General features: G+C 53.4%; 26 protein-coding genes and 1 tRNA gene. 15 read left to right on the top strand and 12 right to left on the bottom strand.

Annotation, left to right across the window (positions count from 1 at the left end):
- Window position 1 precedes the first annotated feature (1 nt).
- Window positions 2–1,129 carry an HhoA/HhoB/HtrA family serine endopeptidase gene (locus M0646_RS12645; protein ID WP_149821393.1) on the bottom strand — a complete coding sequence of 376 codons (1,128 nt, stop codon included), beginning with the start codon at window positions 1,127–1,129 and terminating at the stop codon, window positions 2–4.
- 156 nt (window positions 1,130–1,285) lie between these two features.
- Between M0646_RS12645 and M0646_RS12640 the strand changes: the two genes are divergently transcribed.
- Window positions 1,286–2,146, top strand: coding sequence for a prephenate/arogenate dehydrogenase (locus tag M0646_RS12640; protein WP_315863035.1), 861 nt, complete (start codon window positions 1,286–1,288; stop codon window positions 2,144–2,146).
- Here M0646_RS12640 and M0646_RS12635 read toward each other — a convergent pair.
- The 4 genes from M0646_RS12635 to M0646_RS12620 all read right to left on the bottom strand — a co-directional run bounded on the left by M0646_RS12635 (window position 2,123) and on the right by M0646_RS12620 (window position 5,061).
- Window positions 2,123–2,614, bottom strand: a complete 492-nt coding sequence (locus M0646_RS12635; RefSeq protein ID WP_286625967.1) for a phosphate-starvation-inducible PsiE family protein — start codon at window positions 2,612–2,614, stop codon at window positions 2,123–2,125. The two genes, M0646_RS12640 and M0646_RS12635, sit on opposite strands and share 24 nt — an antisense overlap.
- 2 nt (window positions 2,615–2,616) lie before the next feature.
- The gene (locus M0646_RS12630; RefSeq protein ID WP_286625965.1) at window positions 2,617–3,372 is read right to left on the bottom strand and encodes an MBL fold metallo-hydrolase; all 756 of its coding nucleotides are present in this window, start codon (window positions 3,370–3,372) and stop codon (window positions 2,617–2,619) included.
- A gap of 10 nt (window positions 3,373–3,382) precedes the next feature.
- Window positions 3,383–4,879: a serine/threonine-protein kinase gene (locus tag M0646_RS12625; protein WP_149821385.1), complete on the bottom strand. Its 1,497-nt coding sequence runs from the start codon at window positions 4,877–4,879 to the stop codon at window positions 3,383–3,385.
- A 109-nt stretch (window positions 4,880–4,988) separates the two neighbouring features.
- Window positions 4,989–5,061 (bottom strand) — tRNA-Thr (locus tag M0646_RS12620).
- Between the two features lie 241 nt (window positions 5,062–5,302).
- On the opposite strand from M0646_RS12620, the gene M0646_RS12615 reads away from it, so the two are divergent.
- From M0646_RS12615 to M0646_RS12595, 5 genes are all read left to right on the top strand, one after another.
- Window positions 5,303–6,547 (top strand): protein kinase domain-containing protein, encoded by a 1,245-nt coding sequence (locus M0646_RS12615; protein WP_286649709.1) that lies wholly within the window; start codon window positions 5,303–5,305, stop codon window positions 6,545–6,547.
- A gap of 17 nt (window positions 6,548–6,564) precedes the next feature.
- On the top strand, window positions 6,565–7,236 hold the full coding sequence (locus M0646_RS12610; RefSeq protein ID WP_149821381.1) for a DUF1614 domain-containing protein: 672 nt from the start codon (window positions 6,565–6,567) through the stop codon (window positions 7,234–7,236).
- Between the two features lie 69 nt (window positions 7,237–7,305).
- The gene (gene ndhN, locus M0646_RS12605) at window positions 7,306–7,758 is read left to right on the top strand and encodes a photosynthetic/respiratory NAD(P)H-quinone oxidoreductase subunit N (protein ID WP_149821379.1); all 453 of its coding nucleotides are present in this window, start codon (window positions 7,306–7,308) and stop codon (window positions 7,756–7,758) included.
- 106 nt (window positions 7,759–7,864) lie between these two features.
- Window positions 7,865–8,152, top strand: a complete 288-nt coding sequence (locus M0646_RS12600) for a TM2 domain-containing protein (RefSeq protein ID WP_315863191.1) — start codon at window positions 7,865–7,867, stop codon at window positions 8,150–8,152.
- A 125-nt stretch (window positions 8,153–8,277) separates the two neighbouring features.
- A complete protein-coding gene (locus tag M0646_RS12595; RefSeq protein ID WP_286625960.1) occupies window positions 8,278–10,098 on the top strand; it encodes a DNA polymerase III subunit gamma/tau in 1,821 nt (606 codons plus the stop codon).
- 13 nt (window positions 10,099–10,111) lie between these two features.
- Here the strand turns inward: M0646_RS12595 and M0646_RS12590 are convergent, their stop codons facing one another.
- Window positions 10,112–10,474, bottom strand: a complete 363-nt coding sequence (locus tag M0646_RS12590) for a DUF309 domain-containing protein (RefSeq protein WP_286625959.1) — start codon at window positions 10,472–10,474, stop codon at window positions 10,112–10,114.
- A gap of 74 nt (window positions 10,475–10,548) precedes the next feature.
- On the opposite strand from M0646_RS12590, the gene psb29 reads away from it, so the two are divergent.
- From psb29 to ruvC, 4 genes are read left to right on the top strand one after another with little or no spacing between them, the layout of a single operon-like run.
- The gene (gene psb29 / locus M0646_RS12585; RefSeq protein WP_286625958.1) at window positions 10,549–11,217 is read left to right on the top strand and encodes a photosystem II biogenesis protein Psp29; all 669 of its coding nucleotides are present in this window, start codon (window positions 10,549–10,551) and stop codon (window positions 11,215–11,217) included.
- A complete protein-coding gene (locus M0646_RS12580) occupies window positions 11,204–11,950 on the top strand; it encodes an HAD family hydrolase (protein ID WP_149821370.1) in 747 nt (248 codons plus the stop codon). The genes psb29 and M0646_RS12580 overlap by 14 nt, the downstream gene beginning before the upstream one ends.
- Window positions 11,947–13,149, top strand: a complete 1,203-nt coding sequence (locus M0646_RS12575; protein WP_286625957.1) for an NAD(P)/FAD-dependent oxidoreductase — start codon at window positions 11,947–11,949, stop codon at window positions 13,147–13,149. Before M0646_RS12580 ends, M0646_RS12575 begins: the two co-directional genes overlap by 4 nt.
- 5 nt (window positions 13,150–13,154) lie before the next feature.
- Entirely contained in the window at window positions 13,155–13,634 is a 480-nt protein-coding gene (gene ruvC / locus M0646_RS12570) for a crossover junction endodeoxyribonuclease RuvC (RefSeq protein ID WP_149821366.1), read from the top strand.
- Here the strand turns inward: ruvC and M0646_RS12565 are convergent.
- Window positions 13,584–13,853, bottom strand: coding sequence for a hypothetical protein (locus M0646_RS12565; protein WP_149821364.1), 270 nt, complete (start codon window positions 13,851–13,853; stop codon window positions 13,584–13,586). The genes ruvC and M0646_RS12565 overlap by 51 nt on opposite strands.
- Window positions 13,854–13,965: 112 nt before the next feature.
- Here M0646_RS12565 and M0646_RS12560 point away from each other — a divergent pair, with 112 nt between their 5' ends.
- Window positions 13,966–16,011: an NAD(P)/FAD-dependent oxidoreductase gene (locus M0646_RS12560; RefSeq protein ID WP_286625956.1), complete on the top strand. Its 2,046-nt coding sequence runs from the start codon at window positions 13,966–13,968 to the stop codon at window positions 16,009–16,011.
- Window positions 16,012–16,039: 28 nt separating this feature from the next.
- Window positions 16,040–16,465 (top strand): hypothetical protein, encoded by a 426-nt coding sequence (locus M0646_RS12555; RefSeq protein ID WP_255451674.1) that lies wholly within the window; start codon window positions 16,040–16,042, stop codon window positions 16,463–16,465.
- 14 nt (window positions 16,466–16,479) lie between these two features.
- Here M0646_RS12555 and M0646_RS12550 read toward each other — a convergent pair whose 3' ends face one another.
- A complete protein-coding gene (locus tag M0646_RS12550) occupies window positions 16,480–16,989 on the bottom strand; it encodes a hypothetical protein (protein WP_149821360.1) in 510 nt (169 codons plus the stop codon).
- Window positions 16,990–17,270: 281 nt separating this feature from the next.
- Here M0646_RS12550 and M0646_RS12545 point away from each other — a divergent pair, with 281 nt between their 5' ends.
- A complete protein-coding gene (locus M0646_RS12545; RefSeq protein ID WP_226971970.1) occupies window positions 17,271–17,729 on the top strand; it encodes a PepSY domain-containing protein in 459 nt (152 codons plus the stop codon).
- 157 nt (window positions 17,730–17,886) lie between these two features.
- Here M0646_RS12545 and M0646_RS12540 read toward each other — a convergent pair whose 3' ends face one another.
- A complete protein-coding gene (locus M0646_RS12540; protein WP_226971969.1) occupies window positions 17,887–18,375 on the bottom strand; it encodes a HEAT repeat domain-containing protein in 489 nt (162 codons plus the stop codon).
- Window positions 18,376–18,622: 247 nt separating this feature from the next.
- On the opposite strand from M0646_RS12540, the gene M0646_RS12535 reads away from it, so the two are divergent.
- Window positions 18,623–19,243 carry a MarC family protein gene (locus tag M0646_RS12535; protein ID WP_286625954.1) on the top strand — a complete coding sequence of 207 codons (621 nt, stop codon included), beginning with the start codon at window positions 18,623–18,625 and terminating at the stop codon, window positions 19,241–19,243.
- Window position 19,244: 1 nt separating this feature from the next.
- Here M0646_RS12535 and M0646_RS12530 read toward each other — a convergent pair whose 3' ends face one another.
- Entirely contained in the window at window positions 19,245–20,480 is a 1,236-nt protein-coding gene (locus M0646_RS12530) for a cell wall metabolism sensor histidine kinase WalK (protein WP_149821356.1), read from the bottom strand.
- A gap of 4 nt (window positions 20,481–20,484) precedes the next feature.
- Window positions 20,485–21,165, bottom strand: a complete 681-nt coding sequence (locus tag M0646_RS12525) for a response regulator transcription factor (protein ID WP_149821354.1) — start codon at window positions 21,163–21,165, stop codon at window positions 20,485–20,487.
- Between the two features lie 68 nt (window positions 21,166–21,233).
- Between M0646_RS12525 and M0646_RS12520 the strand changes: the two genes are divergently transcribed.
- Window positions 21,234–21,656, top strand: a complete 423-nt coding sequence (locus tag M0646_RS12520; RefSeq protein WP_286625953.1) for a gamma-glutamylcyclotransferase — start codon at window positions 21,234–21,236, stop codon at window positions 21,654–21,656.
- Here M0646_RS12520 and aspS read toward each other — a convergent pair.
- Entirely contained in the window at window positions 21,653–23,458 is a 1,806-nt protein-coding gene (aspS, locus tag M0646_RS12515) for an aspartate--tRNA ligase (RefSeq protein ID WP_286625952.1), read from the bottom strand. The genes M0646_RS12520 and aspS overlap by 4 nt on opposite strands.
- Window positions 23,459–23,597 lie beyond the last annotated feature (139 nt).

The raw sequence follows: 23,597 nt of genomic DNA, 5'->3' as shown, positions 1-23,597 counted from the left end.
CCTAAGCCGCTCCCTGCAACTCCGCTGTCCGCACCGCAATCCGTTGGCTGCGATCGCCCCGTTGAACGGTCAGGTTGAGAACTTGCCCCACAGCAGCACTATCAACAATCCCCTGCAACTGATCGGCACTGGTAATCGGTTCCCCATCCACGGCTGTAATCACATCCCCCCAGCGCAGACCGGCTTTTGCCGCCGGTGTATTGGGCAACACTTGCAGGACAAGAACGCCATTGACCTCTGGCAGAATCACTGGTGAGTTGGGGTTAGCATTGTTTTCCTTGGCCATTGCTGGCGTGAAGGTGGTCATTTGAATGCCAATGTAGGCGTGTTGAATTTTTTCACCGCGAATCAGGCGTTCTTGCAGCGCTTTGGCCTTATTAATTGGAATCGCAAAGCCAATCCCCATGGCATCGGCACGAATGGCAGTGTTAATGCCAATCACTTCTCCCTCTTCGTTGAGCAACGGCCCCCCAGAGTTGCCGGGGTTGATGGCCGCGTCCGTTTGAATAAAATCAAGGCGCTTATCGGGGATACCCACTTGGGCGCTGGAACGGTGGAGTGTACTGACAATGCCCAATGTGACGGTGTTATCAAGGCCAAGGGGATTCCCGACGGCGATCGCCCAATCCCCCACTTTCACGTCACTGGAATCGCCAAGGGGCGCAGTGGGTAGTGGTTCGGTGACCCCTTTGAGTTTGACAATCGCTAGATCAGATACCTCATCCACGCCGCGCACCTCGCCCTCAAAGACGCGGCCATCCTTGAGGCGCACTGTTACCGTATCTGCTTGACTCACCACATGGGCGTTGGTCATAACAATGCCACTGGGATCAATGATGAACCCCGACCCCTGACCCCGCAGCCGATCCTCTTGAGGGGGCAAGGCTAAACCGGGGAAAAATTGGCGAAAGAAGGGATCACTCAAGAGGGGATCCGCTGGGCGCACAATCGTGCGTTCGGTATCAATGCGAACAACCGCATCGCCAACCCGCTCCACTGCGGCTGCCACAAAACTATGGTGAGCTGCTGCTGCCCACACCGGTGTACCGCTACTGAGGCACCAAACAAGGGCAAGGCCAAGGCAGCATTTGAGGGTCTGCTGAAGCAAATGGGCAAGGCGTTTCATCATTGGTGGCCTAAAGCGCAACAGATTCATTTCTGATTGTATCGAAGCCCCCCCCTCTGGCTGTGAATCCAAAGCACAAATCTGCATAGGAGGGGAATGTCCCTCAGAACAAGAATCAATGTCACAATCGTAAAAGTATTCAAGTTTAGGGGCACTATGCTGCGGATTGGCATCGTCGGGCTGGGACTCATTGGTGGTTCACTGGGCATTGATCTGCGGGCAAAGGGGCACTATGTGGTTGGGCTGAGTCGGCGGACGGAAACCTGTGAGCGGGCGATCGCCAAGGGTGCCATTGACTGGGGCAGTACGGAGCCAGAAATTTTGCGTGCCCTTGATCTGGTGTTTCTCTGTCCCCCCATTGGCAGCATTCTCAGTGTCGCCTTGGACATTACCCCCTACCTCAGTCCAGAAACAGTGCTGACAGACGTGGGATCCGTCAAAGGAGAAATTGTCCCCGCCCTCGAAAAACTCTGGCCTTGCTATGTCGGTGGGCACCCGATGGCCGGTACCGCAGAATCCGGCATTGAAGCGGCGCAAGCCCATCTCTTTGAGAATGCCCCCTATGTTCTCACCCCAACCCTCTACACTGACAGTGCGGCCATTGACTGTGTGGCTGGTGTGGTCAATGATCTCGGTGCCAAGCTACTCTATGCCACCCCCTCGGATCACGATCGCGCTGTTGCTTGGATTTCCCACCTTCCTGTCCTCGTGAGTGCAGCACTGATTCTTGCGAATGCCCAAGAAGCCAATGAGCCGATTCGGAAGCTTGCCCAGCAGTTGGCTAGCTCCGGCTTTCGCGATACCAGCCGTGTTGGCGGCGGCAATCCAGAGTTGGGACGGATGATGGCGGAATATAACCGCGCGGCGTTGCGCCACTGCCTGATTCACTACCGTGCCACCCTTGATGATCTGATTCGCCAAGTGGAGCAGGAGGACTGGGAGCGGCTGCAAACAACCCTAGAACAGGCACAAGCCTACCGCGAGCAGGTCTATCCCTCAGGGACGCCGCCGGTAGTTTAGGCGACGCACAATCCAGTAACTGGCAGACAAGGCCAAGATGGCGATCGCCAGCCCCAAGAGCTTTGCCACCGTTTCCGGTTGGCCAATATCCAGAATGATAATTTTACGGGCAATGGCAATTAGAGACGTGACAATTACTAGCTCAACGATTTGCGACGAGACGTGGGTTTTCAGGTAGGCGGTGATATTTTCAAGAATCTCCAGAGCCACAAGCACATTGAGAAAGAGGCCAAAGATTTTCACCAGTTCAAGGCTAAACTGTCCCAAGGGGGGTGAGAATAGCTCCACGGTCAGAATCCGCCCCAAATCAATAATGGCGACGATGACCACCAGCAGCATCCCGATCGCCAGCACCCGAGTCGCGATTCCCTCAATCTGACTGAGCAACTGCAAAAACCGCTGATTGTCCTGAAGTAGAAGAATTACCTCTTGCCAAAAGAGAATCAAAGGCCGTAGCCAGCGTCGCATCCCTAGAGCTCAGCCAGAAGAACAAGGGGAGTGTAGGCTACTGGTTCCACCAAACGAGTGTTGAGGCCTAGCCGCTGAAACGACACTTGCAGTTCCTCAAGGGTGCCTTTGACCGAGAGCAGTCGCGGTAGCCATCCCTGAAGACGGAGGGTACCATTGCCAGCGGTGGTGATCATCACCTTGGGCTGAAGCCATTGCCCCAATTCCAATGCCGTTTTGCCCCCCTTGAGAATCGCCCCCACCACGGGTAAACAGACATCCAACAGCGGCGTAATCACCACATCCACCTTGCCGTAGGTGCGCAGCCACAAATCATGACAGCCGTGGGGTTCATAGTAGAGACTTTGAGTGCCCCAGCGCAGAACGTAACCATTTTCCTGTTGACGAGAGCCGATACTAGCGCCCTTCGTGGCTTGAATTGTGAGATCGCGGTACGTGTAGGTTTGGTGGGGGCTAAGGGCAATCACTGTTTCAAAGCCAAGGCCCTGGGCAACTTTGGCGGCACTGGGGGAGGCAATGACCGGTAGGGCGCGATCGCAGGTGCGGAGGGTAGGTTCATGGCAGTGATCCGGTAGCCCTTGGGAAAGCAAAATGACATCCACATCAGTCGGCATGGCACAGGGGCGCGATCGCTCCGCCTGAAACAGCCAAGGCGTGTTGCCAAAAGTCAGTGCCCCGACAAACCACGGATCAACCAAAATCCGCGTATAACCTAACTCCCACAACCAAGTATTGCTCTCCAACCACGTTAACTGCATTGCCCCGCTCCTACAGCAACCGCGCCAAGATATTGTAAATCAGCAAAAAAATGTTGCCCATAACCATGCAACCCAACCCCACTAAACCACAAATGAGCAGCGCTGTCACACCCCCTAGGCCTGCTTGCAAGAGGGGGACAAAAAAAAGAACTGCCCCTGAAATGACCGCAATGATCAACTGCTCCCAGTGTTCAATCCAGCGTTTGTACTGCAAAAACACCAAAAAGGCAAATAGAGCACCAATCAACCCCGCACTCACACCAACAGGCAACTGCCAAGCGGTCATCAAACTAAAAATCATCAACCCCAAGGCCGTCATTTCAAAGCCCGTAAAGCCAGCACCAATGAGAATTTTCAATGCCGGTAAGGGAGGCGCAGGCTGGCGGGGCGGTTTTGCTTTCGGACGTGGTGTGCTGGTCGGTGGCGTCACCGGTCCAGGTGAAGGAGGGGGTGCCGGTTGTGACACTACGGGTGGCGGGGAAGGGGGTGCTACTGTTACTGGTTGTGGCGGTGGGGGCGGTGGTGGGGCGGGGGTAGAGTAAGCATTTAAGTCCGCTAAGACCTCTGCCGCTGATTGGTAGCGATCGCTAGGAGCAGGTTGTAGCATGCGATCTAGAATGGCTTGCAGTTGTGGACTGACTTGGGCATAGGAATGCCAATGCCAGCGGTTGTTATAGGCGTCGAATAGCTCACTGGGATCTTTGCCGGTCAGCAATATGATACAAGTCACTGCTAAGGCATAGAGATCTGAACTGGGATAGACCCGTTCCCCCCGTGCTTGTTCCGGTGGCGCATAGTACTGGGTATAAATACCCGTAAAGTGTCCTTGCTGTCCCCCCGCTTGGGAAATCTGCTTCACCGCACCAAAATCCAGCAGATAGAGCCGCCCTTGGCCGGGAAACTTTGTCTTGCTGGGGTGCTGGCGCATAATATTTGAGAGCTTAATGTCACGGTGGATCGAGCCGTGGTCATGGACGTACTGCAACACGGGTAGGAGTTCCCGCAGCACCTGCCGCACCTCTTCCTCACTAAAGCATCCCTTTTGAGCCAGTTCATCTTCGAGGGTTTCGCCGTCAATATATTCCTGCACCAAGTAGAAATACTGTTCTGTTCCTTGGCCATTGGCACTGGGAACCTCTTCAGCAAAAAATGCCAGCAAGTCGGGAATTTGGGCATGCTGTCCCAGTTCCTCAAGGACTTGCCCTTCCCGCTCAAAGAGTTCCTGAGCTTTTTGCCGACTCTGGGGATCGGAGACGTTGGGGCGAAATTGCTTGATCACGCATTCGCGCCGACCGGGGGTATCCAAATCCCGCGCTAGATAGGCCGCCCCAAACCCCCCCTGACCCAGAACCCGCTCTGCAACGTATCGTCCCCGTAGAATCAAGGGCATCCCACAGGCCGTACAAAAGCGTTCAGCCACACGACTGTACCGTTTGTTGGGGTTGTCTAAGTCTGGAACATCGTTTTGGGGACAACGACAGTAGGGACGGGTGCAATAGACAAGCATGGCAGAGGTGGCGCGATCGTTTCCTTGATCATGATAGACCTGTTGTCGGCAGCAACGCTTGGCCTAAGGGACAAGCCCTATTGTGCTGAAATGAGTGAAAGTGGATCAAAGCTGATGGTCGGACTCGAACCGACGACCTACTGATTACAAGTCAGTTGCTCTACCAACTGAGCTACACCAGCACTACCCCTAGTGTACTACGCTTTGGCAGTAGTGAGAAATCCAAGACTATAGTCTCTTTCATAAACAATTGCGCACTGCCAAGCCAGATAGACAGTCTAAAATAAGGCTGCATGCTCAGTTAGAACAGTTAGCCTTGGCATCTTGAGCTGTTTATGATTTATTGCAAAACACTGCAGACATCGGCAAAGTGTAGGAAAATAGGCTAAATCTCGATGAGTTTGCTGTGGCAGTTCCACACCCGTGATTATTCTGCACCTGTTAGATCCTTGGAAACGCACTCCGGTCAAAACATGGCGTTTCCCGATTAAAACGACTATTCGTATTGGCCGTGCCGCAGACAATGATGTGATTCTCAATGATATTCTCATTAGTCGCTATCACGCTGAACTGTCTTGCTATCGGGATCCAGAAAATATCGGGCGTTGGTATCTCAAAAGTTTGGGGGCGATCGGGACGTTTGTTGATGGTCGCCTTGTTGACGAGAGCAAACTTGCCAGTGGCAGTCTCATTCAGCTAGGACCCACAGGCCCAATTCTTGAATTCCATGAGCAAACCTTTCGCCGCAGTGCGCCCACCCTCAGTGAGTGTACCCATGCCGGTAATATGCCAGGGAATCTGTTTTGCATTCACTGTGGTCAACCCCTCAATGTGCAGCGCACCGTACGCAACTATCACATCCTGCGCCTTTTAGGGCATGGTGGCATTGGCACAACCTACTTGGCCTGTGAAGCGCAACCCCCCGGGGGATGGACTGGCAAGGTTCCAGAGGTGCGGGTTCTCAAAGAACTGCGGTCTGATATGGAGGACAATGAAAAGGCACAGGAACTCTTTGAACGGGAAGCTCGCATCTTACAGCTCCTTGACCATGCAGGGATTCCCCGCTTTTATGACTTTTTCGTGGAAGATGGCAAAAGCTATTTGGTCATGGAACTCATTCATGGCATTGACCTAGAGCGCTGGGTACTGCGCAATGGCACGGTGCCAATTCCTCAGGCGGTGCAGTGGATGATTCAAACCTGCGGTGTCTTGGACTATCTGCACAATCAGGATCCACCCGTGATTCACCGGGATCTCAAACCCAGTAACCTCCTGGTGCGATCGCGGGATAACCAAATTGTTTTGATTGACTTTGGGGCGGTTAAAGAACTGGGGCATTCCCCCGGTGGCACCCGCATTGCCGTGGAGGGCTACAGTGCTCCGGAACAGATGATGGGCAAACCCACCATTCAGTCGGATCTGTTTGCAGTGGGCGCAACCCTAGCCTTTCTGCTGTTGGGGGATAGTCCGATGCGTTTCTATCACCACCGTGATGGCTTTCATCGCCTTGATGTTTCGGATCGCCCAGAGATTCCTTTCCCTTTGAAACAGGTGTTGCACCGTGCTACGGCTCCTCTGTTGCCCGATCGCTATCCTTCCGCGATCGCCTTGGCTAAAGCCCTCAAGGAAGCCCTTGCGGCACTGCCCCAAGAATCCTCGCAAGTTTAACGTGATCGCCAATTCCTATGATTTATCTGCCTGTTACTGCTCTACTTTTTGTGCTGCTGTTACTGTCGCTGCCTTTCCTTTGGCTAGCGATCGCTCTTGATGCTGTACAAGTGGCCGTTGCCAAGTTGGGCTTTTCACCCACTGCTGCCTCAGTGCTACTGCTGCTTGTGATTCTCGGCAGCACGATTAATATCCCCCTCTATGAGCGGGTCTCCACGGTGGCCATTGTTCCCGACTTTGAGGCACTCTGGTTAAGTCGGTTTTGGGGCATTCCCCTGCGCAAAATTGAGCAAAAGACGATTGTGGCACTGAATGTGGGGGGCGGCTTGATCCCGACGGTGCTAGCCCTCTATCAATTTACCCGCGTCAGTCCCTTGGCGATTCTCTTGGTGACGGCAATTGTGGCCGCTGTCAGTTACTACTCTGCTCAGGTGGTACCGGGGATTGGTATTCAAATGAATGCCTTGGTCGCGCCCCTGACAGCAGCAATGACAGCCATTTTGATTTCTGGAGGCGTAGCGGCGGCACCCATTGCCTTTGCTGGAGGTGTGCTGGGAACCCTGATTGGTGCAGATTTACTCCACCTACGGGAAATTGAGCGGATGTCGGCGGGAGTGCTGAGTATTGGTGGCGCGGGTGTCTTTGATGGTATTGCCTTATGTGGGCTATTTGCCCTGCTATTAACTTAGGCATACCCGCTGTAGGAATGACCATGATAAAGTGCTGGATGGAATGCTAAAACCTGTGAGAAAAGATCTATGGGTCTGCTGGCTGGCTATCAATTTGTCAAAGATTTAGAATCGGCGGGGGCACTGGCACTCTTTGTTCCGCCGGAGGGGGGCTTTGAGGGTCGCTATCAACGGCGACTGCGTTCCAAGGGCTATACCACCTTGCACATGAGCGCACCGGGTTTGGGGGATTTAGCAGCCTACCTGACCCAAGCGCACGGGATTCGTCCGGCTCACACGGGCAAGGAAGACATTCGCGTTTATTTCCAGCCCCCCCTAGTGACCTACCACTTGGAAAACCTGCCCCCCAATGCCAAGGGACTGGTGCTTTGGCTGATTGATGGCAAGCGCCTCTCAAGGCAGGAATTTGCCTACTTGGCACAGTTAACCCAAACCCTACCGAAGTTCAAAGTGGTGGTGGAAGTGGGGGGCGATCGCACTGTGCGCTGGGAACCCCTTGCTGATTGGGTCGCTGCTGCTTAAAACCTGACCCTGACCTTCGACGTCAATCAACAAACTGCCTACTTGCCCCTTGACAGTCCCCCTGAAACCCTGAAGGATGTAGGCCAAGAGGGCGCGATCGCGCTGTATCAAAAATAACCATTGGGGAAGGAACCATGACCTCGAATTCCGATATTTCAGGGAAAAAATTGCAGCCGGCATTTGCGGTATTCTCTTGGGTGCCTTTGGCATTCACAAGTTTGTGCTTGGCTACAACACGGAGGGCTTGATCATGCTACTGGTGAGTCTTTTAACCTGTGGCCTGCTTGCCCCTGTCATGAGTATCATTGGCATCATTGAGGGCATTATTTACCTGACCAAAAGTGATGAAGAATTTCATAGAACATACATTGCTAGCAAAAAAGGCTGGTTTTAGATCCTAGGGCTGGTTCCATCGCAGGCGCATCAGGGGGTGAGCCTATGGCCATCGTTGGCCTGTTAGAATAACATGCGCGGCATTTACCCACCAGCGTCTTCTGGCATATCCATTGCAGCCCAGCAGTGACCTACGAACCCCTGCATCACAAATATCGTCCCCAACGCTTTGCAGATCTAGTGGGTCAAGGGGCGATCGCCACCACGCTTACCCAAGCCCTACTCAAGGAGCGCATTGCCCCTGCCTATCTTTTTTGTGGTCCTCGCGGCACGGGTAAAACCTCTAGTGCCCGTATTTTAGCCAAGTCCCTCAACTGCCTGAGGACTCCCAAGCCTACCCCCGATCCCTGTGGCCAGTGTGAGGTCTGCCGTCAGGTGGCCAATGGCACTAGCTTAGATGTGATTGAAATTGATGCTGCCAGCCACACCGGGGTGGACAACATTCGCGAACTGATTGAGAAGGCACAATTTGCCCCAGTACAGTGTCGCTACAAAGTTTATGTGATTGACGAATGCCACATGCTCAGTGTGTCGGCCTTCAATGCCCTCCTCAAAACCCTAGAGGAGCCGCCGCCCCATGTGGTCTTTGTCCTTGCCACCACAGATCCGCAGCGAGTTTTGCCAACAATTATTTCCCGCTGTCAGCGCTTTGATTTTCGGCGGATTCCCCTAGGGGAGATGGTTGCCCACCTTCAGCACATTGCCGATAAGGAGCAAATTGACATTGAGCCGCAGGCCTTGACCCTGGTGGCACAATTGTCCCAAGGGGGACTGCGGGATGCTGAAAGCTTGCTGGATCAGTTGAGCTTATATCCTGAACGGATCACGGTAGAACATGTATGGCAACTGGCTGGGGCAGTACCAGAACAGGATCTGCGGCAATTGCTGGGGGCGATCGCCCGTCAGGATGCGGTGGCGGTTCTTGAGCACACCCGCCAATTACTGGAACGGGGTCGCGATCCGCTGACGATTTTGCAAAATCTGGCCAGCCTCTATCGCGATCTGCTCTTGGCCAAGACAGCTCCTGAACGGCAGGACTTGGTAGCCCTGACAGCGGAAACATGGCAAGCACTGATTACCCTTGCTGAGGCCTGGTCAGTTGAGGAAATTCTGCACGCCCAACAACATCTGCGCACCTGTGAAAGTCAAGTCAAACAGAGCAATCAACCCCGTCTCTGGCTGGAAATTAGTATTCTGGGGCTGATCACAGAGACGGTTCCACCGCCTGCTGCAACGCCAGTAACGCCTACCGCTGATCCAAAACTCAGGAGCGTCCCAACGCCTAAGGCCGAACCCCAAGCCCTAGCTGCGCCTGCTAAGACCCCAGAACCGCCTCCCAAGGAATCTGAGTCACAGGCCAAACCGGTTCAAAAAATTAAAGACCCTGTTGCACCAACGCTTCCACCAGAGCCAGCCACTGAAGCACCAGCCGAGAATCCTGAAGAGGTGTGGCACCAAGCATTACAGCTCTTACAACAGATGCAAATGAGTACCTATGCTCTGCTCTCGCAACATGGTCACCTGCGACAAATGAGCGATCGCGAGGTGCACATCGGCATTGTTAATCAAACACTGTTAAATCTGACGAAGAATAACCAAGCCAAAATTGAAGCCGCCTTTTCCCAAGTTCTAGGCCGCCGCATCAAAGTTGCCTTTGAGATTGCCCCCCTACCCCACAAAACCACGCCTGCGCCAAAAGCTAAGGAGCCGCCGCACTCCGCTGTCGTCATTCCCTCTCAACCACGGGAAGAACCACCGCCACCCCCCATAGAACCAACCCCTACTCCACCCCCGCCCCCTCTCACCACTGACCCGGATCCTGTGCGTGAATCTGCCGAAAAACTGGCACGATTCTTTAACGGGGTGGTTATTCGCTTACCCGATGAGGGAGAAAGTCCAGACATCCCAATTGCTGAAGCGTCTGAAGAGGATGAGCTTGAGTTTTAAGGGCTGTCGGGGTCTAGGCTTGATCGAGGGATTTAACAACGCCAAGATGCAACTGAATTTTTGGCTCTGAGTCAAGGGGGGTCTGAAGCTGCGCCTGTAACGCCGCCACTGCCGTCAAAAAGGCTGTCAAATCTAGGCCGCAAAAGTCTGGATCACACTGTTCAAGGCGACGCCGCCCTTCCCCCAACAGCAAAATCGCTCCCCGCTGGTTGCCCCGACTCAGGTGATAGCAGGCCACGGCAATTTGTAGCAGACCTTGGTAAAACGTGCGCTCAGGTTCACTGGCCTCTAACCAGAGGGCTTCGAGGGTGTCATGGCAGGCATAGAATTCACCTCTGTTGAATTGGCCAATGGCTAAGGCAAGCTCAGGCGGCATATTTGATTGGGGGAGCACAATGGGGGATAATAGTAAAGAATCATGACATTTTTTAACGAATATCGGCAGAGCTTGTGCAAAATCCTCGAACTGTCTCTGATACCAAACGCGCTTTTTATGCGGCTCACAGGCGACCGATTCACTCGATCTACCGCCGCTTTATTGAAGAACTGCTGGTCGAAATCCACCTGCTGCGCGTCAATGTAGATTTTCGCTACTCTCCCCTATTTGCCCTTGGGGTCGTGACCGCCTTTGACCAGTTTATGGAGGGGTATCAGCCTGAGGGCGATCGCGCCAGTATTTTCCATGCCCTCTGCGGGGCTGAGGAAATGAACCCGCAACAGCTTAAGGAGGATGCCGCCAGTTGGCAACAGTACCAAGGCCGCCCCTTGAGTCAAATCCTCGATGAACTCAACAGTGGTCAACCCAGTGCCCCCCTCAGCAGCCTCAACCACGAGGGCAAATATAGCCGCCTCCATGCGGTGGGACTGTATGCCTTCCTTGAGGAGCTGGCGGGGGATCTGACAACGAATCTCAACGAGACACTGGATCAACTGGCTCCCGTCATTAAGCTGCCCATCGAGAAAGTCAAGCGGGATCTCGAACTCTACCGCAGCAACCTCGATAAAATCAATCAGGCTCGTAGTCTAATGAAAGAACTGGTGGAGCAAGAACGCAAGCGCCGTGCCCAGCAGGCCTCTCCCCCACCCGCTGTAGATGCCAGTTCCGATGCCCCCGCTTGATCCGCCCCAACTCATTACCCTCGATGCGGTCGGCACCCTCTTTGGCCTACGGGAATCCGTGGGTACCGTTTATGGTCGCTTTGCGGCGGAAGTCGGGGTTCAGGTTGATTCAGCCGCATTAGATGTGGCCTTCTTTAAGGCCTTTAGGGCTGCCCCGCCCTGCGCTTTCCCTGATCTTGAGGCTGCACAACGGGCAGAGGCAGAATTGCGGTGGTGGCAAGGGGTTGCGGCAGAGACATTTCGCCGCGCGGGCGTCTTGGATCAGTTTGCGGATTTTGATCGTTTTTTTGCCCCTGTCTTTGCCTACTATGCCACGGCTGAGCCTTGGTTGCTTTATAGCGATGTCCTGCCTGCGTTGAAGGAGTGGCAAGCTCAGGGCATTCCTCTGATGGTGGTGTCGAATTTTGATAGCCGTCTCTATGGGGTGCTAGAGGCCTTGGGGTTAGCGCCGTTTTTCAAGGAGGTGTGGATTTCCAGTGAGGTGGGGGCGGCGAAACCGAATCGGCTGATCTTTGAGCGGGCGGTGACCCCCTATGCGACCTCTCAGGTTTGGCACATTGGTGACAGTTGGGAGGATGATGTCCTCGGTGCCCAAGGTGCTGGTCTGCAAGCGATTTGGCTGCGGCGCGATCGCCCCTTACTGCCAGAACCAGCTATCCACGAGACCCGAGCCGTGCCCCAAATTGCTGACCTCTCAAAGGCGCAAGTTATACTGAGGGGGATAGCATCATGACGGAATCAGCGGTGAAAAGCCAAATTTGTATTCTAGGTGGGGGGTTTGGCGGGCTTTATACCGCCCTCCGCCTTGGCCAATTTCCTTGGTCTGCGCCTCCAGAGATTACCCTTGTTGATCAGAGCGATCGCTTTGTCTTTACTCCCCTCCTTTACGAATTAATTACAGGGGAGCTACAGGCGTGGGAAATTGCCCCGCCCTTTGTTGAGTTGCTCAAGGAGACCCCGGTCGTCTTTCATCAGGGAACCGTGAGCGCTGTGGCTCTCAAGGAAAAAACGGTACACTTGACCGAGGGCACCCCGCTCATCTACGACAAGCTTGTCCTTGCCTTGGGGGGGGAAACCCCTAAAAACAGCATTCCCGGTGTTGCAGAGTATGCCTTGACCTTCCGAACCCTCAGTGATGCCTACCGTCTCGAAGAAGCGTTGCAACGGCGGGAGCGCTCTGATCGCGATCGCATCCGCGTGGTGGTGGTCGGTGCTGGTCCTAGTGGCGTGGAATTGGCCTGTAAACTAGCGGAGCGCTTGGGCAGCCGCGGGCGCATTCGTTTGGTGGATCGCAACACCGAGATTCTCAAGTCTTCTCCAGAATTTAATCGCAAGGCAGCTCTGCGTGCCCTTGAAGAGCGGGGCGTTTGGATTGATTTGGAAACAACCCCGGTTGCTGTCACTGCGGATCAGATTTCCCTGCAATACAAAGACCGCGTTGATGATCTGCCCGTTGATATTGTCCTATGGACGGTCGGTACAGCCGTTTCACCCGTGATTGCTGCCCTTGATTTGCCCAAAACCTCCACGGGGCGCCTGCAGGTGATGCCCACATTGCAAGTCGTTGATCATCCAGAGATTTTTGCCCTTGGGGATGCTGCGGATGCCGTGGATGAGCAAGGCCAAGCCATTCCCCATACGGCACAGGCAGCTTTTCAACAGGCGGATTATGCGGCTTGGAATCTCTGGGCCAGTCTGAGCGATCGCCCGCTACTGCCCTGTCGTTATTCCCATCTCGGTGAAATGCTCACCCTCGGAACTGATCGCGCCGCCTTGGCAGGGCTAGGACTGACCCTCGATGGCCCTCTGGCCTACTTGGCACGGCGACTGGCCTACCTCTACCGCATGCCCACCCTCGAACATCAACTGAAGGTGGGGTTGAACTGGATGGCAAAACCAATTTTGGATCTGTTGACCGGCACCGCGATCTAGAACCTGTGCGCATCCTTGGCCTAGACCCCGGCCTTGCTACCCTTGGCTACGGCTGTATTGAGGTGCAGCGCAACACCTGCCAAGTGTGCGATTTTGGTGTGATTACCACTCCTGCGGATATGCCCGTGGGCGATCGCCTCCAGAGTCTCTACAGCGATCTGCACACGTTAATTCTTGCCCTCCAACCAGATTTAGTGGCTTTGGAGCGCCTCTTTTTCTACAAAATGAGCCATACGATTGTGGTTGCTCAAGCGCGGGGCGTGATTCTTTTAGTCCTGAGTCAACTGCACTGTCCCCTCATGGAATTCACCCCTCCCCAAGTGAAGCAAGCCCTCACTGGCTATGGCAATGCCGCGAAAATAGACGTTCAACAGGCGGTGCAACGGGAACTCAATCTCAGCACGCTGCCCAAGCCCGATGACGCTGCCGATGCCCTAGCGATCGCCCTCACGGCCAGTCGTCACTGCCAAGGTTTCAACGCTTGACCAAGCCATTGCCACCGCTTCACTCAGCCATTGGCGGGTTTTGCGATCTAGCAGATCGTCCTCCGCAAGCACCCATTCCTGAACCTGCGCTAGACTGTGACCTTCCGCACGGCAAATCGTAATCACGCCGGCGATCGCTGCCGCCACCACCTCTTCACTGACAGGCTGCTGGCTGAGGGCTGCTATTTCTTCGAGACTCCTTGGAATGGGATAATGCATAGGGCAACAGGGTAATTCTGAGAAACCGTAAACTCTCTTAAACTGTTTAGTACAGTGCAGTTTACGCCAAATTGCGCCCTTGTCAAGCTCCTTAGCGGACTTTTGAAACAAAATGCAAGAACTGTTATACCTTGAGGTGCCCACTCCCGATACCGCAGCGGTGATTCACTGGCTGCACCACACCTTTGAGCCGCACATTGGCACCATTGCGCCAAAACCAAGCGGGGGTTGCTGGCAGGTTCCTGAGGCCCCCACGGAACTGGCTATTTTCCTGTGGAGCTTGCAGCGAACCACATACCTCAAGGTGATGCGCTGGGGAGAGCGGCCTTTCCCCCAGGAGCGGGCCTGTCTCCAACACCTTCAACAGCATTTGCGTTTGGCCTTTCCACTGCAACCTGAGGCGCTTCCCCCTTGGCCGGCTGGCAAGACAATTTTTGAAGCCTTGGTCGATCGCTATCCGCTGACCGTGAAATACTTCCAACGCATGCCCCAAGGTGAGGCGGATTTAGAGCGGGTTTATTGGTGGGAGCAACGCTGGCGCCAAGGGGTACAACAGCCCACGCCCCCGCTTCCAGTTTTGCACACTGCAACGACACCCTGTGATCCCCCTCGCTATGACCTAGTTTATGTGGGGGGTGCCTTGGGGGTGATCCACGCAGCGGTGATGGCGCGGTTGGGCTATCGAGTGCTGGTGATCGAGCGGTTGCCCTTTGGCCGCATGAATCGGGAGTGGAATATCTCCCGCATGGAATTTCAGAGTCTGATTGATCTGGGCTTGTTTACGACTGCGGAGTTTGAAAGCCTGATTGCCCGCGAGTACCGCGATGGCTTTAACAAGTTCTTTGATGCCACTAGTCCTCCCCATTGTCGGGCACCCGTACTGCACACCCCGACGGTTCTGAATATTGCCCTTGACTCGGCCAAATTCCTGCATCTGTGCGGTGAGAAACTGCGCCAAGCGGGGGGTGAGATTTGGGATTGGACGGAATTTCAGACAGCGACGATTCATCCCAATGGCGTGGTTCTGCAAACTCAGCACCGCCAGACCCAAGAACAGCGACAGGCGATCGCCCGTGTCCTCGTGGATGCGATGGGGACTGCCTCCCCTATTGCTCGTCAACTGAACGGTGGTCGTGCCTACGATAGTGTGTGTCCGACGGTGGGGGCGATCGTCAAGGGCATTGCCCCGCAAGTTTGGGATGGCGATTATGGCGATGTGCTCTTTAGCCACGGTGATATTTCGCGGGGACGGCAACTCATTTGGGAACTGTTTCCGGGGGCAGGGGAAGAGCGCACGATTTATCTTTTTCACTATCACCACATTCAGCCAGAGTTTCCCGGCTCTTTGCTGGAACTCTACGAAGACTTCTTTACGATCTTGCCGGAGTACCGCCGCTGCGATTTAGATCAACTGACTTGGGTGAAGCCGACGTTTGGTTACATCCCCGGCTACTTTAGCCACCACCGGAGCGATCGCACCGTGGCCTTTGATCGCGTCTTGGCCATTGGTGATGCCGCCTCACTGCAATCCCCCTTAGTATTTACTGGCTTTGGCTCGCTGGTGCGCAACCTGCCCCGCTTGACGGATCTACTGGACACCGCCCTGCGTCATGACCTTGTGCAAAAGCAATTTCTCAACCAAATTCGCGCTTATCAGAGCAATACAGCGGTGACATGGCTCTTTTCGCGGGGAATGATGGTGCCCAGCGATCGCCCCCTGCCCCCAGAGCGCGTCAATGCCATGCTCAACACCTTCTTTGGCATCCTCGGACAAGAATCCCCCGAATTGGCCGATCGCTTTATCAAAGACCGTGCGGGTTGGCTGCCCTTTAACCGTATGGCACTGCGAGCTGCTTGGCAAAACCCCGGCCTCCTTTGGTGGATCTACGAAATGGTGGGGGTTGGGGATCTGCTGCGTTGGCTGCAAAGCTATCTCAGTTTTAGCTTGGATGCCCTGTACCATGCCCTCTTTGGCTTTTGGCTGCCCCCCTTGGTGCGCCGTTGTCAACCGTGGCTAGAACCCATGGCACCACAACTTTGGTTTTGGCTCTTGGTGCAAAGCTATGCCCTGAGTTACTCTGTGGGACAACCCCGTTTGGAACGACCCTTAACCTCCCTCCCCACTGCCAGAGTTGATCAAGCGGTTTCCCCTCGCTAACCTTGGGAACAAAGGTGTTGCGGAGAGAATGACGGTGAATGCAGCAGAGCAGGCAGTGACCGTGCAGATGGCCAGCAAATTGGGGGCGATCGTCCACCTCTTTAAGCAGTGCAATGCGGATCTGCGGGCAGACCTGCACCCTTGGGCCGATGACCCCCATACCCGCAACCTAGTGGATCCCGATTCAATTGACATTGGTTTTCACCTACCGGGCTGGAGTCGCCGCTGGCAAGCCCGCAGTTTGCTCCTGCAAATCCGCCTCTATTGCGATCCAGACTCTCCCCAGCGCCGTGCCATTGGTCTAGACATCGTGGGGTTTAGCTATATGAGTGAGCAGTGGCGGTTCAGTAGTATTGGTCAGGGGGTTTTTAGTGGCAACAATTTGCCTAGCGAAGATCTACAAAACCAACTGCGCGCCATTAGCCATGAGATTATTGCCCTATTGAACACTTGATTTTGGCCATTGGATCAATCGTCAAAGACCTCCTCAAACACCTCGTGAACATACTCTCCAGCCGTACGCACAACACCCACTCCCACGATTGCCGACAACACGAGAGCTAGCCCCACCAACCACTTCTCCCTGAGGAACTGCCAACCCTCCTTTAGGGAAAAGCGATGTCTTGGCGTCAGTGGCTCTAAAATTTCTAGGGCAACTGGATGCTGTAAATACTCTTGGATGCGTTCTAGCTCACCAACGTATAGACGGCGATGTTGGCGATCGAAGAGCAATCCATGCCGGGGCGCCCGTTCCCCTGCCGTCAGTTGATAGGACAACAGGCGGGGTTGTATCTCTGGATGTTGGCAAAATAATTGCCATCCTTGCAGATTTACTGTGCCCACTGTCTGGCCATCGGTGTAGCAGGGATACCCCAGTTGTGGCTCCCAATACAGACCCAGCCAACGGGATTGTGCAGGCAGCGCCAAAGCACGTTCAAACTGTGCTGGTGCTGGAATAGGCAGAACTTCTAAAGTCATCGGTCTATTCCTCTTCCTTGGGATAGCTTTACTATAGGAACGAACTGTCAAGAACTTGATAAGAAATGCAGACTACAGCCCTTTTCTGAAATATGTGGTCAGCGGTTACCCTAGACTAGTTTCCCCAGTGTTGAGCACGTGTCATTGTTGCCAACAAGACTCTATTAGGCATTAGGTAGGTTCAAAATTGCCTTTTGATCTTGACGACTTCTTGACAATTCCTCCCTACTGTGGGAATTGTTCCGCCTCAGGAACAGTGAACTGAACTTGGAGACTCTACGATGAAAGACTCAATAAAAGTTTTAATGACACTAGGAGTGCTCTCAGCGATCGCCATTGGTGGCAGTGCAATGGCACTGAAAACGCAGCGTCACATTAGCTATGCTCTGGTGGCACAAACAGATCAAAAGGGTGGGTATGACGAGAGCGATCGCTATGAAGCGAAAAATACGGCTGAAGAAATGCAAGAGGAGGCCCAATACCGTAGCCTTGCTAAAATTAGCCCCCAACAAGCTCAACAAATTGCAGAAGCGGCTCAAGGCCAAAAGGCAATACGGGTTGCCCTAGGGGCAGAAAACGGTAGCTTGGTTTATGAAGTGCGCTTTCCCAATGCTGAGGTCAAAGTGGATGCCGGTAATGGGCGTATCCTCAGAACGGAACTAGCGGGTCAAGAGGAAAATGACCTTCATGAAGCTCCCTTGGATGGCAGTATCCAAGTCCCCAATTCTGATCGTCCATAGCAATAATGGCAACCATCCTTAAGGTTCTCTGAATTTTACTCAAATTGCCAAGCTGTCTAGGGTAGATTAACAGGCATAAATATCTACCCTAATTTTTTGCCTAAGGATGGGTTTGTGGTGAAAAGAGTATAGCAACTTCAAGGGGAACGCCAATCCATTAGGAACATGTTTCACGGGTAACTTGAGTTAGAGTAGCCGCCGCTTCTTCACGAATGACTCGCGCAGGATGATCCAATAACATTTGCAAGGCTGTGGTTTTCTCCGGAGAGTCAGGTAGCTTTCTTAAGGATCGGACGATTTCCATAGCTTGCCAAACGTCAATGGAGTAGGTTAAAGCACCTTCGGTAAGGGGAGTGGCCGTTTTGGGATTACCGCGATTGCCAAGGGTAATAATTGAACCCATGCGGGCTTCGGAGTTGGGATGCTTTAGGGCATTGATCAGTCGATCTTCGTAGGAGGGATGCTCCTGTTCCCACTGGTGAATGTTGACACCGCATACAGGACAGATTGAGTCGTCCGCGGCAATCTCCGCAAAACATGCTGGACAAAAATAGGCGTGATCCATCTTTTTATCCCCCAAGGGATACTCCCAATATACGCCCAATCCCAAAAGTGAGACCAGTTTAATGTGTCGTCGGCTGATCATGTGTCACACCAAGCCTGTTAGACTCAAACATAAGATAGTTACATCTTCCGAAGCATTGAAACCCTTCTTTGGCTCCACGGGTGAGTCTGTCATTAAATTTTGTTCGTACCACTGACTATAGTCCTGATATTGGCAATATGGAATACGTAAAAGGGATGTAATACTCTCTCATAGGGGCTTTCGCAGTTTTGAGCTTGTTCTATATGTGAAAAGGGTTGTATTTCGCTTTAATTGAGCAGTACCAATCATGGTCAACACCCTCTTTTCTTTTATGTTCGGCATATTGACAGCCCTCTTTCCGATTGCGAATCCAATTGGGGCAATTCCTATTTTCTATAGTTTGACTGCTAAAAACACTACGAAATATCGCCTGCGACAAGCACGAAAAATCACCTTTAATGTTTTTGCTGTCTTAGCAATTTTTTTCTTGGTGGGCAAGTTTATTCTCAGCTTTTTTGGAATTTCCCTAGCAGTAGTGCGAATTGCTGGTGGGTTGATTGTGGCACATACGGCTTGGCAGATGGTTGCTCCTCAACCGCGTCTGACCAATCAAGAGCAACTGGAGGCAGTGGACAAAGAAGATATTTCCTTTACACCTATGGCAATGCCCATCATTAGTGGGCCGGGCGCGATTGGTATTGTGATTGGTTTTTCAACCCGCTGCCATCAATGGCCAGAGTATCTTGGTTGTGTTCTGGGAATTACTCTGTTTAGCTTTATCACCTACTTTTGCTTAATTCTAGGGGAGCCTTTGATTAAGGGCTTGGGCACAACAGGCATAGGGGCACTCAATCGGATTTTGGGCTTTTTGATTTTAGCGATCGCGGTGCAGCTCATTGCAGATGGCGTGATCACCTTTATCAAATAAGTTAATGACTGAGGGGGAGCCTGACAGTAAATGAGGTGCCCTGACCCACTTGACTCTTGACATCAATGCTGCCACCGTGGCTCTGGACAACTGCTTGGACAATGGATAGGCCTAACCCTGCTCCTCCATCCACATAGTGACGGGAGGGATCTGCTCGCCAAAAGCGCTCAAAAATTTTACTAAGGTGCTCAGACGCTATACCAATGCCCGTATCAGCGATAGTCACGTGAATATGGTGCATGAGACGCTTGGCAGTCACACTGACTTTGCCCCCTTCAGGAGTGTAGCGCAGCGCATTTTGTAAAAGATTGGTGAAAGCCCGTATGAGAGCCGCCTCATCCCCCCGCAGCAGCAGTTGAGGATCGGTACTAAACTCTAAGCTAATTTGCTGTTGCTGTGCCTGTAGTTTATACAGTTGAATTAATTGCGCTAAGGTCTCTGCGAGGTTGATCGTCCGCATGGCCATCGGTTGTTGACAATCAGTTCTTGCCAGAATCAATAAGTCGTCAATGAGGCGGGTCATTTGATCCGTAGCGCTGGCGATCGCCCCGAGGACTTCCCGATCCTCTGGTCGCATTCCTTCATCGTACTTAAGGGCAACTTCAGCATTACTGGAAATGGCCATCAGGGGACTGCGGAGTTCATGGGAAGCATCAGCCGTAAACTGTCGCAACCGCTCAAAACTGTCTTCAATAGGCTGCATGGCTTGGCGATTGAGCCACAGACTACCCATAGCACTGAGGAGGAGTCCTATCATGACCCCTGCCATGAGACCAGTATCCAACTGCCAAACGGTCTCATTAAATTCATCCAATTCTTGACTAATGCGGATGTAGCCAATGATTTCGTTGGTTGCTTGGTGCAAAATTGGCAGTGTGACTAACTGCAAAGGGGGATCATGGGTGTGAATAGCTACTGAAACCTTTGGATTGAGCGGTATGTAGGGAAGTTCTTCGCCCTGTTGCTTGAGAAGTCGGCCGTGGGCATCAAACCACTCTAAGGTTGCTGCTTGCTTCTTTAGCTCATGGGGCAAACCGTGCTCCTCAATCTTGAGCTGACCATTCTCAATATCAGCATTAGCAGCCGCACCTTGGGCAATGGCAATGAGACGATTGGTGAGTTGCTCCCTGAGATTGTGAACAAAGACCACGCGCACAGCGATCGCAAACCCGCCAAGGACGACTGCAAACACGAGGAGATTAAAGAACAGTAAGCGGCGGCGAATATGGGTAAACATTGGGCTAGACGTGGGGGGGTACAAAACGATAGCCAACGCCATAAACTGTTTCAATCAATTCTTGGGGGCAACCTGCTGCCTTCAGCTTATGCCGCAGATTGGTGATGTGGGTTTTGACGGTGCCTTCACCAGCCTCTTGATCGAATGTCCAGAGTTTATCTAGGAGGGCTGTGCGACTAAAGACCTGCTTCGGATACCGCAGAAAATGCTCTAGGAGTAGATATTCCTTGGGGGTCAGAGAGAGCACCGTTTGATCGTACGTCACCACCTGACTCGCCGGATCCAGTTGCAGTGCCCCGTAACATAGCACAGGGGGTTTCAGTTCACGACTGCGGCGTTGCAGTGCCCGAATCCGTGCCGCCAGCTCTTCCAACTTGAAGGGTTTGACAAGGTAATCATCAGCACCTGCATCTAGGCCAATGACTTTATCAGTGGTCGTATCCTTGGCCGTCAACATCAAAATCAGTGCCTGACAACCTACCGCCCGCAACCGTTGACAAAGGGCGATGCCATCTAGGCGTGGTAGCATTAAGTCCAGCAAAATGAGGTCATAGGCAGTTGCTTGGGCATAGTCCCAGCCACTCAGGCCATCCTCAGCAATATCAACAGTGTGGTGTTGATGTCGTAAATCTTTCGCCAAAGGTGCTGCAATGCGGGGGTCATCTTCAACAATGAGAATTTTCATTGCTCTTGCCCTTGCTAAATTGGCTAGGCTTAAATTGTATCGTGGCTAAAATCAACCCTCATTGACGAGTGACGACTCTGCGCCTTTTTGTCTATGGCACCCTTAAACCCGGCTATCAACCCCATGACATCCTCTGTCGGCCTTGGCTGAGTGCCCATCAACCAGCGCTGGTGAGAGGTCGCCTTTATCACCTACCGATGGGGTATCCCGGTCTGACGGCTGAGGAAGGTTGGGTGCAGGGGGAGTTACTGATCTTTCATGATCCACCTCCCAGCGTATTGGCGCGGCTGGATGCCTTTGAAGGCTACAATCCCAACTTGGCTCCCGAAGTAAATGCCTACCATCGCCAAGAGGTGCCAGTGTATAACTTGAATCATCAACCTTTGGGCACAGCATGGGCTTACATGATGAGCACTGAGCGGGTGCGGGATGTCAACGGCGAATGGCTGCTAGAGGGGGTGTGGAATCGGCCAACAGACCTACGTGCCTAGACTTTGGTTTTAGCAGTGGTTGTTGCGGGCTTGGCGGAAGCCACATGGAGTTCCTTGAGTTGCTGTGGCTCAACACTGCTGGGGGCACCGGTAAGAAGGCAACGCGCCTGTTGGGTTTTCGGGAAAGCAATGGTGTCGCGAATGGAGTCTTCGCCGGCAAGGAGCATGACTAAGCGATCCAGGCCATAGGCAATACCCCCGTGGGGAGGGGTACCAAATTCAAAGGCCTCGAGAAGGAAGCCAAATTTTTCTTGGGCAGCCGTCTCATCAAGGCCGATGGTTTCAAAAACTTGCCGCTGCAATTCCGGTTGATAAATGCGCAGACTGCCGCCGCCTACTTCGTAGCCATTAAAGATGAGATCGTAGGCTTGGGCACGGGCAGTTTTGAGGTCCTCAAGGTCGGCGGGATGGGGTGCCGTAAAGGGATGGTGCAGCGCCTCAAGGCGTTTTTCCTCAGCATTCCACTCAAACATGGGGAAATCAACCACCCATAGGAGATGGGTTGCCGTCGGATCAATGAGATCAAATTCACGGGCAATGGTCTGGCGCAGGCGATCAAGGGTTTTATTCACAGTCGCGGTATCCCCTGCCCCAAACAGGAGGAGGTGCCCCGGCTCGGCACCCGTGCGCTCTAAGAGCGTGGCTTTCTGCTCTGGGGAGAGGTTATCCTTGATGGCACCAATGGTGTCAATCTCGCCGTTGTCGCGAACGCGGATATAAGCCAGCCCCTTGGCGCCGGCAGTGGTGGCCTCTTGGAAGAGATCGCCGCCGGGTTTAATGCGCACGTTCGAGATGCGGTGGTTGCCATTGGGAATCGGCAAAATTTTCACCACGCCCCCTTGGGCGATCGCCCCACTAAAAACTTTGAAACCAGAGTCTTTCAGAATATCGGAGACATCCACCAGTTCAAGGCCATAGCGGGTATCGGGCTTATCGGTGCCATAGCGATCCATGGCCTGTTGGTAACTCAGGCGGGGAAAGGGGCGCGGCAGATCAATGCCCTTCACGGTTTTGAAAATGTGGCAGATGAGTGCTTCGTTGAGATCAATAATTTCATCCTGATCCATGAAGCTCATTTCCATGTCCAGTTGCGTAAATTCTGGCTGGCGATCGGCCCTTAAGTCCTCATCGCGAAAGCAGCGAGCAATCTGGTAATAGCGATCGCACCCCGCCACCATCAACAACTGCTTGAACAACTGGGGCGATTGGGGAAGGGCAAACCATTCTCCCGGATTCACGCGACTGGGCACTAAATAATCGCGAGCCCCCTCCGGGGTCGAGCGGGTGAGAATGGGGGTTTCCACCTCAATAAAGCCCGCCTCATCCTCGAGGAAGCGCCGCATGGCTTGGACAACGCGATGGCGTAACTGCAAATTCCGTGCCATCCGTTCCCGCCGTAGATCAAGATAGCGGTAGCGCAGCCGCACTTCTTCGCGGACTGGCTCGTTCTCGGTGCTGGAGATGGCAAAGGGCAGTTGCTGGCGCACCGTATTGAGGACATCAATGTGATCGGCGTAGATCTCGATATCGCCCGTGGCCAATTTTGGGTTCACCGAATCGGCAGGGCGCTTGCTGACACGGCCAACAATTTTCACCACATACTCACTGCGCAGGCGATCGGCTTGAGCATAGGAGTCGGGAGTGCGCTGGGGATCACTGACAATTTGGACAATGCCGGAGCGATCGCGCAAATCAATAAAGATCACGCCGCCATGATCTCGCCGCCGATCCACCCAACCGTAGAGGGTGACCGTTGTTCCGACATCCGTTAGCCGAACATCGCCACAGTAGTGTGTGCGCATAGACCCCAATGATTTGTAAGTATGTTGGTAAAGCCTTACTATTTTAGCGGTTCACCGCCCTACCGTTAGCGGGGCATTCCCAAGGAAGCACAGGTTTGCAGGAGGGCTGCACTTTAGAAATCGCAACAGAAGTTTGCAG

It is taken from the genome of Thermosynechococcus sp. B3, assembly GCF_030323045.1.
GTDB lineage: Bacteria > Cyanobacteriota > Cyanobacteriia > Thermosynechococcales > Thermosynechococcaceae > Thermosynechococcus.
This window is presented reverse-complemented; position numbering and strand designations above follow the sequence as displayed.

Excerpts from the sequence above, each read along its gene's own strand:
- M0646_RS12575 (WP_286625957.1), top strand. The coding sequence starts at position 11,947 with ATGACGGAATCAGCGGTGAAAAGCCAAATTTGTATTCTAGGTGGGGGG.
- M0646_RS12530 (WP_149821356.1), bottom strand. The coding sequence starts at position 20,480 with ATGTTTACCCATATTCGCCGCCGCTTACTGTTCTTTAATCTCCTCGTG.
- M0646_RS12645 (WP_149821393.1), bottom strand. The coding sequence starts at position 1,129 with ATGATGAAACGCCTTGCCCATTTGCTTCAGCAGACCCTCAAATGCTGC.
- aspS (WP_286625952.1), bottom strand. The coding sequence starts at position 23,458 with ATGCGCACACACTACTGTGGCGATGTTCGGCTAACGGATGTCGGAACA.
- M0646_RS12545 (WP_226971970.1), top strand. The coding sequence starts at position 17,271 with ATGAAAGACTCAATAAAAGTTTTAATGACACTAGGAGTGCTCTCAGCG.
- ndhN (WP_149821379.1), top strand. The coding sequence starts at position 7,306 with ATGGGTCTGCTGGCTGGCTATCAATTTGTCAAAGATTTAGAATCGGCG.
- M0646_RS12540 (WP_226971969.1), bottom strand. The coding sequence starts at position 18,375 with ATGATCAGCCGACGACACATTAAACTGGTCTCACTTTTGGGATTGGGC.
- M0646_RS12590 (WP_286625959.1), bottom strand. The coding sequence starts at position 10,474 with ATGCCGCCTGAGCTTGCCTTAGCCATTGGCCAATTCAACAGAGGTGAA.
- M0646_RS12610 (WP_149821381.1), top strand. The coding sequence starts at position 6,565 with ATGATTTATCTGCCTGTTACTGCTCTACTTTTTGTGCTGCTGTTACTG.
- M0646_RS12560 (WP_286625956.1), top strand. The coding sequence starts at position 13,966 with ATGCAAGAACTGTTATACCTTGAGGTGCCCACTCCCGATACCGCAGCG.
- M0646_RS12535 (WP_286625954.1), top strand. The coding sequence starts at position 18,623 with ATGGTCAACACCCTCTTTTCTTTTATGTTCGGCATATTGACAGCCCTC.
- M0646_RS12635 (WP_286625967.1), bottom strand. The coding sequence starts at position 2,614 with ATGCGACGCTGGCTACGGCCTTTGATTCTCTTTTGGCAAGAGGTAATT.
- M0646_RS12565 (WP_149821364.1), bottom strand. The coding sequence starts at position 13,853 with ATGCATTATCCCATTCCAAGGAGTCTCGAAGAAATAGCAGCCCTCAGC.
- M0646_RS12630 (WP_286625965.1), bottom strand. The coding sequence starts at position 3,372 with ATGCAGTTAACGTGGTTGGAGAGCAATACTTGGTTGTGGGAGTTAGGT.
- M0646_RS12625 (WP_149821385.1), bottom strand. The coding sequence starts at position 4,879 with ATGCTTGTCTATTGCACCCGTCCCTACTGTCGTTGTCCCCAAAACGAT.
- M0646_RS12525 (WP_149821354.1), bottom strand. The coding sequence starts at position 21,165 with ATGAAAATTCTCATTGTTGAAGATGACCCCCGCATTGCAGCACCTTTG.
- M0646_RS12580 (WP_149821370.1), top strand. The coding sequence starts at position 11,204 with ATGCCCCCGCTTGATCCGCCCCAACTCATTACCCTCGATGCGGTCGGC.
- M0646_RS12550 (WP_149821360.1), bottom strand. The coding sequence starts at position 16,989 with ATGACTTTAGAAGTTCTGCCTATTCCAGCACCAGCACAGTTTGAACGT.
- M0646_RS12555 (WP_255451674.1), top strand. The coding sequence starts at position 16,040 with ATGACGGTGAATGCAGCAGAGCAGGCAGTGACCGTGCAGATGGCCAGC.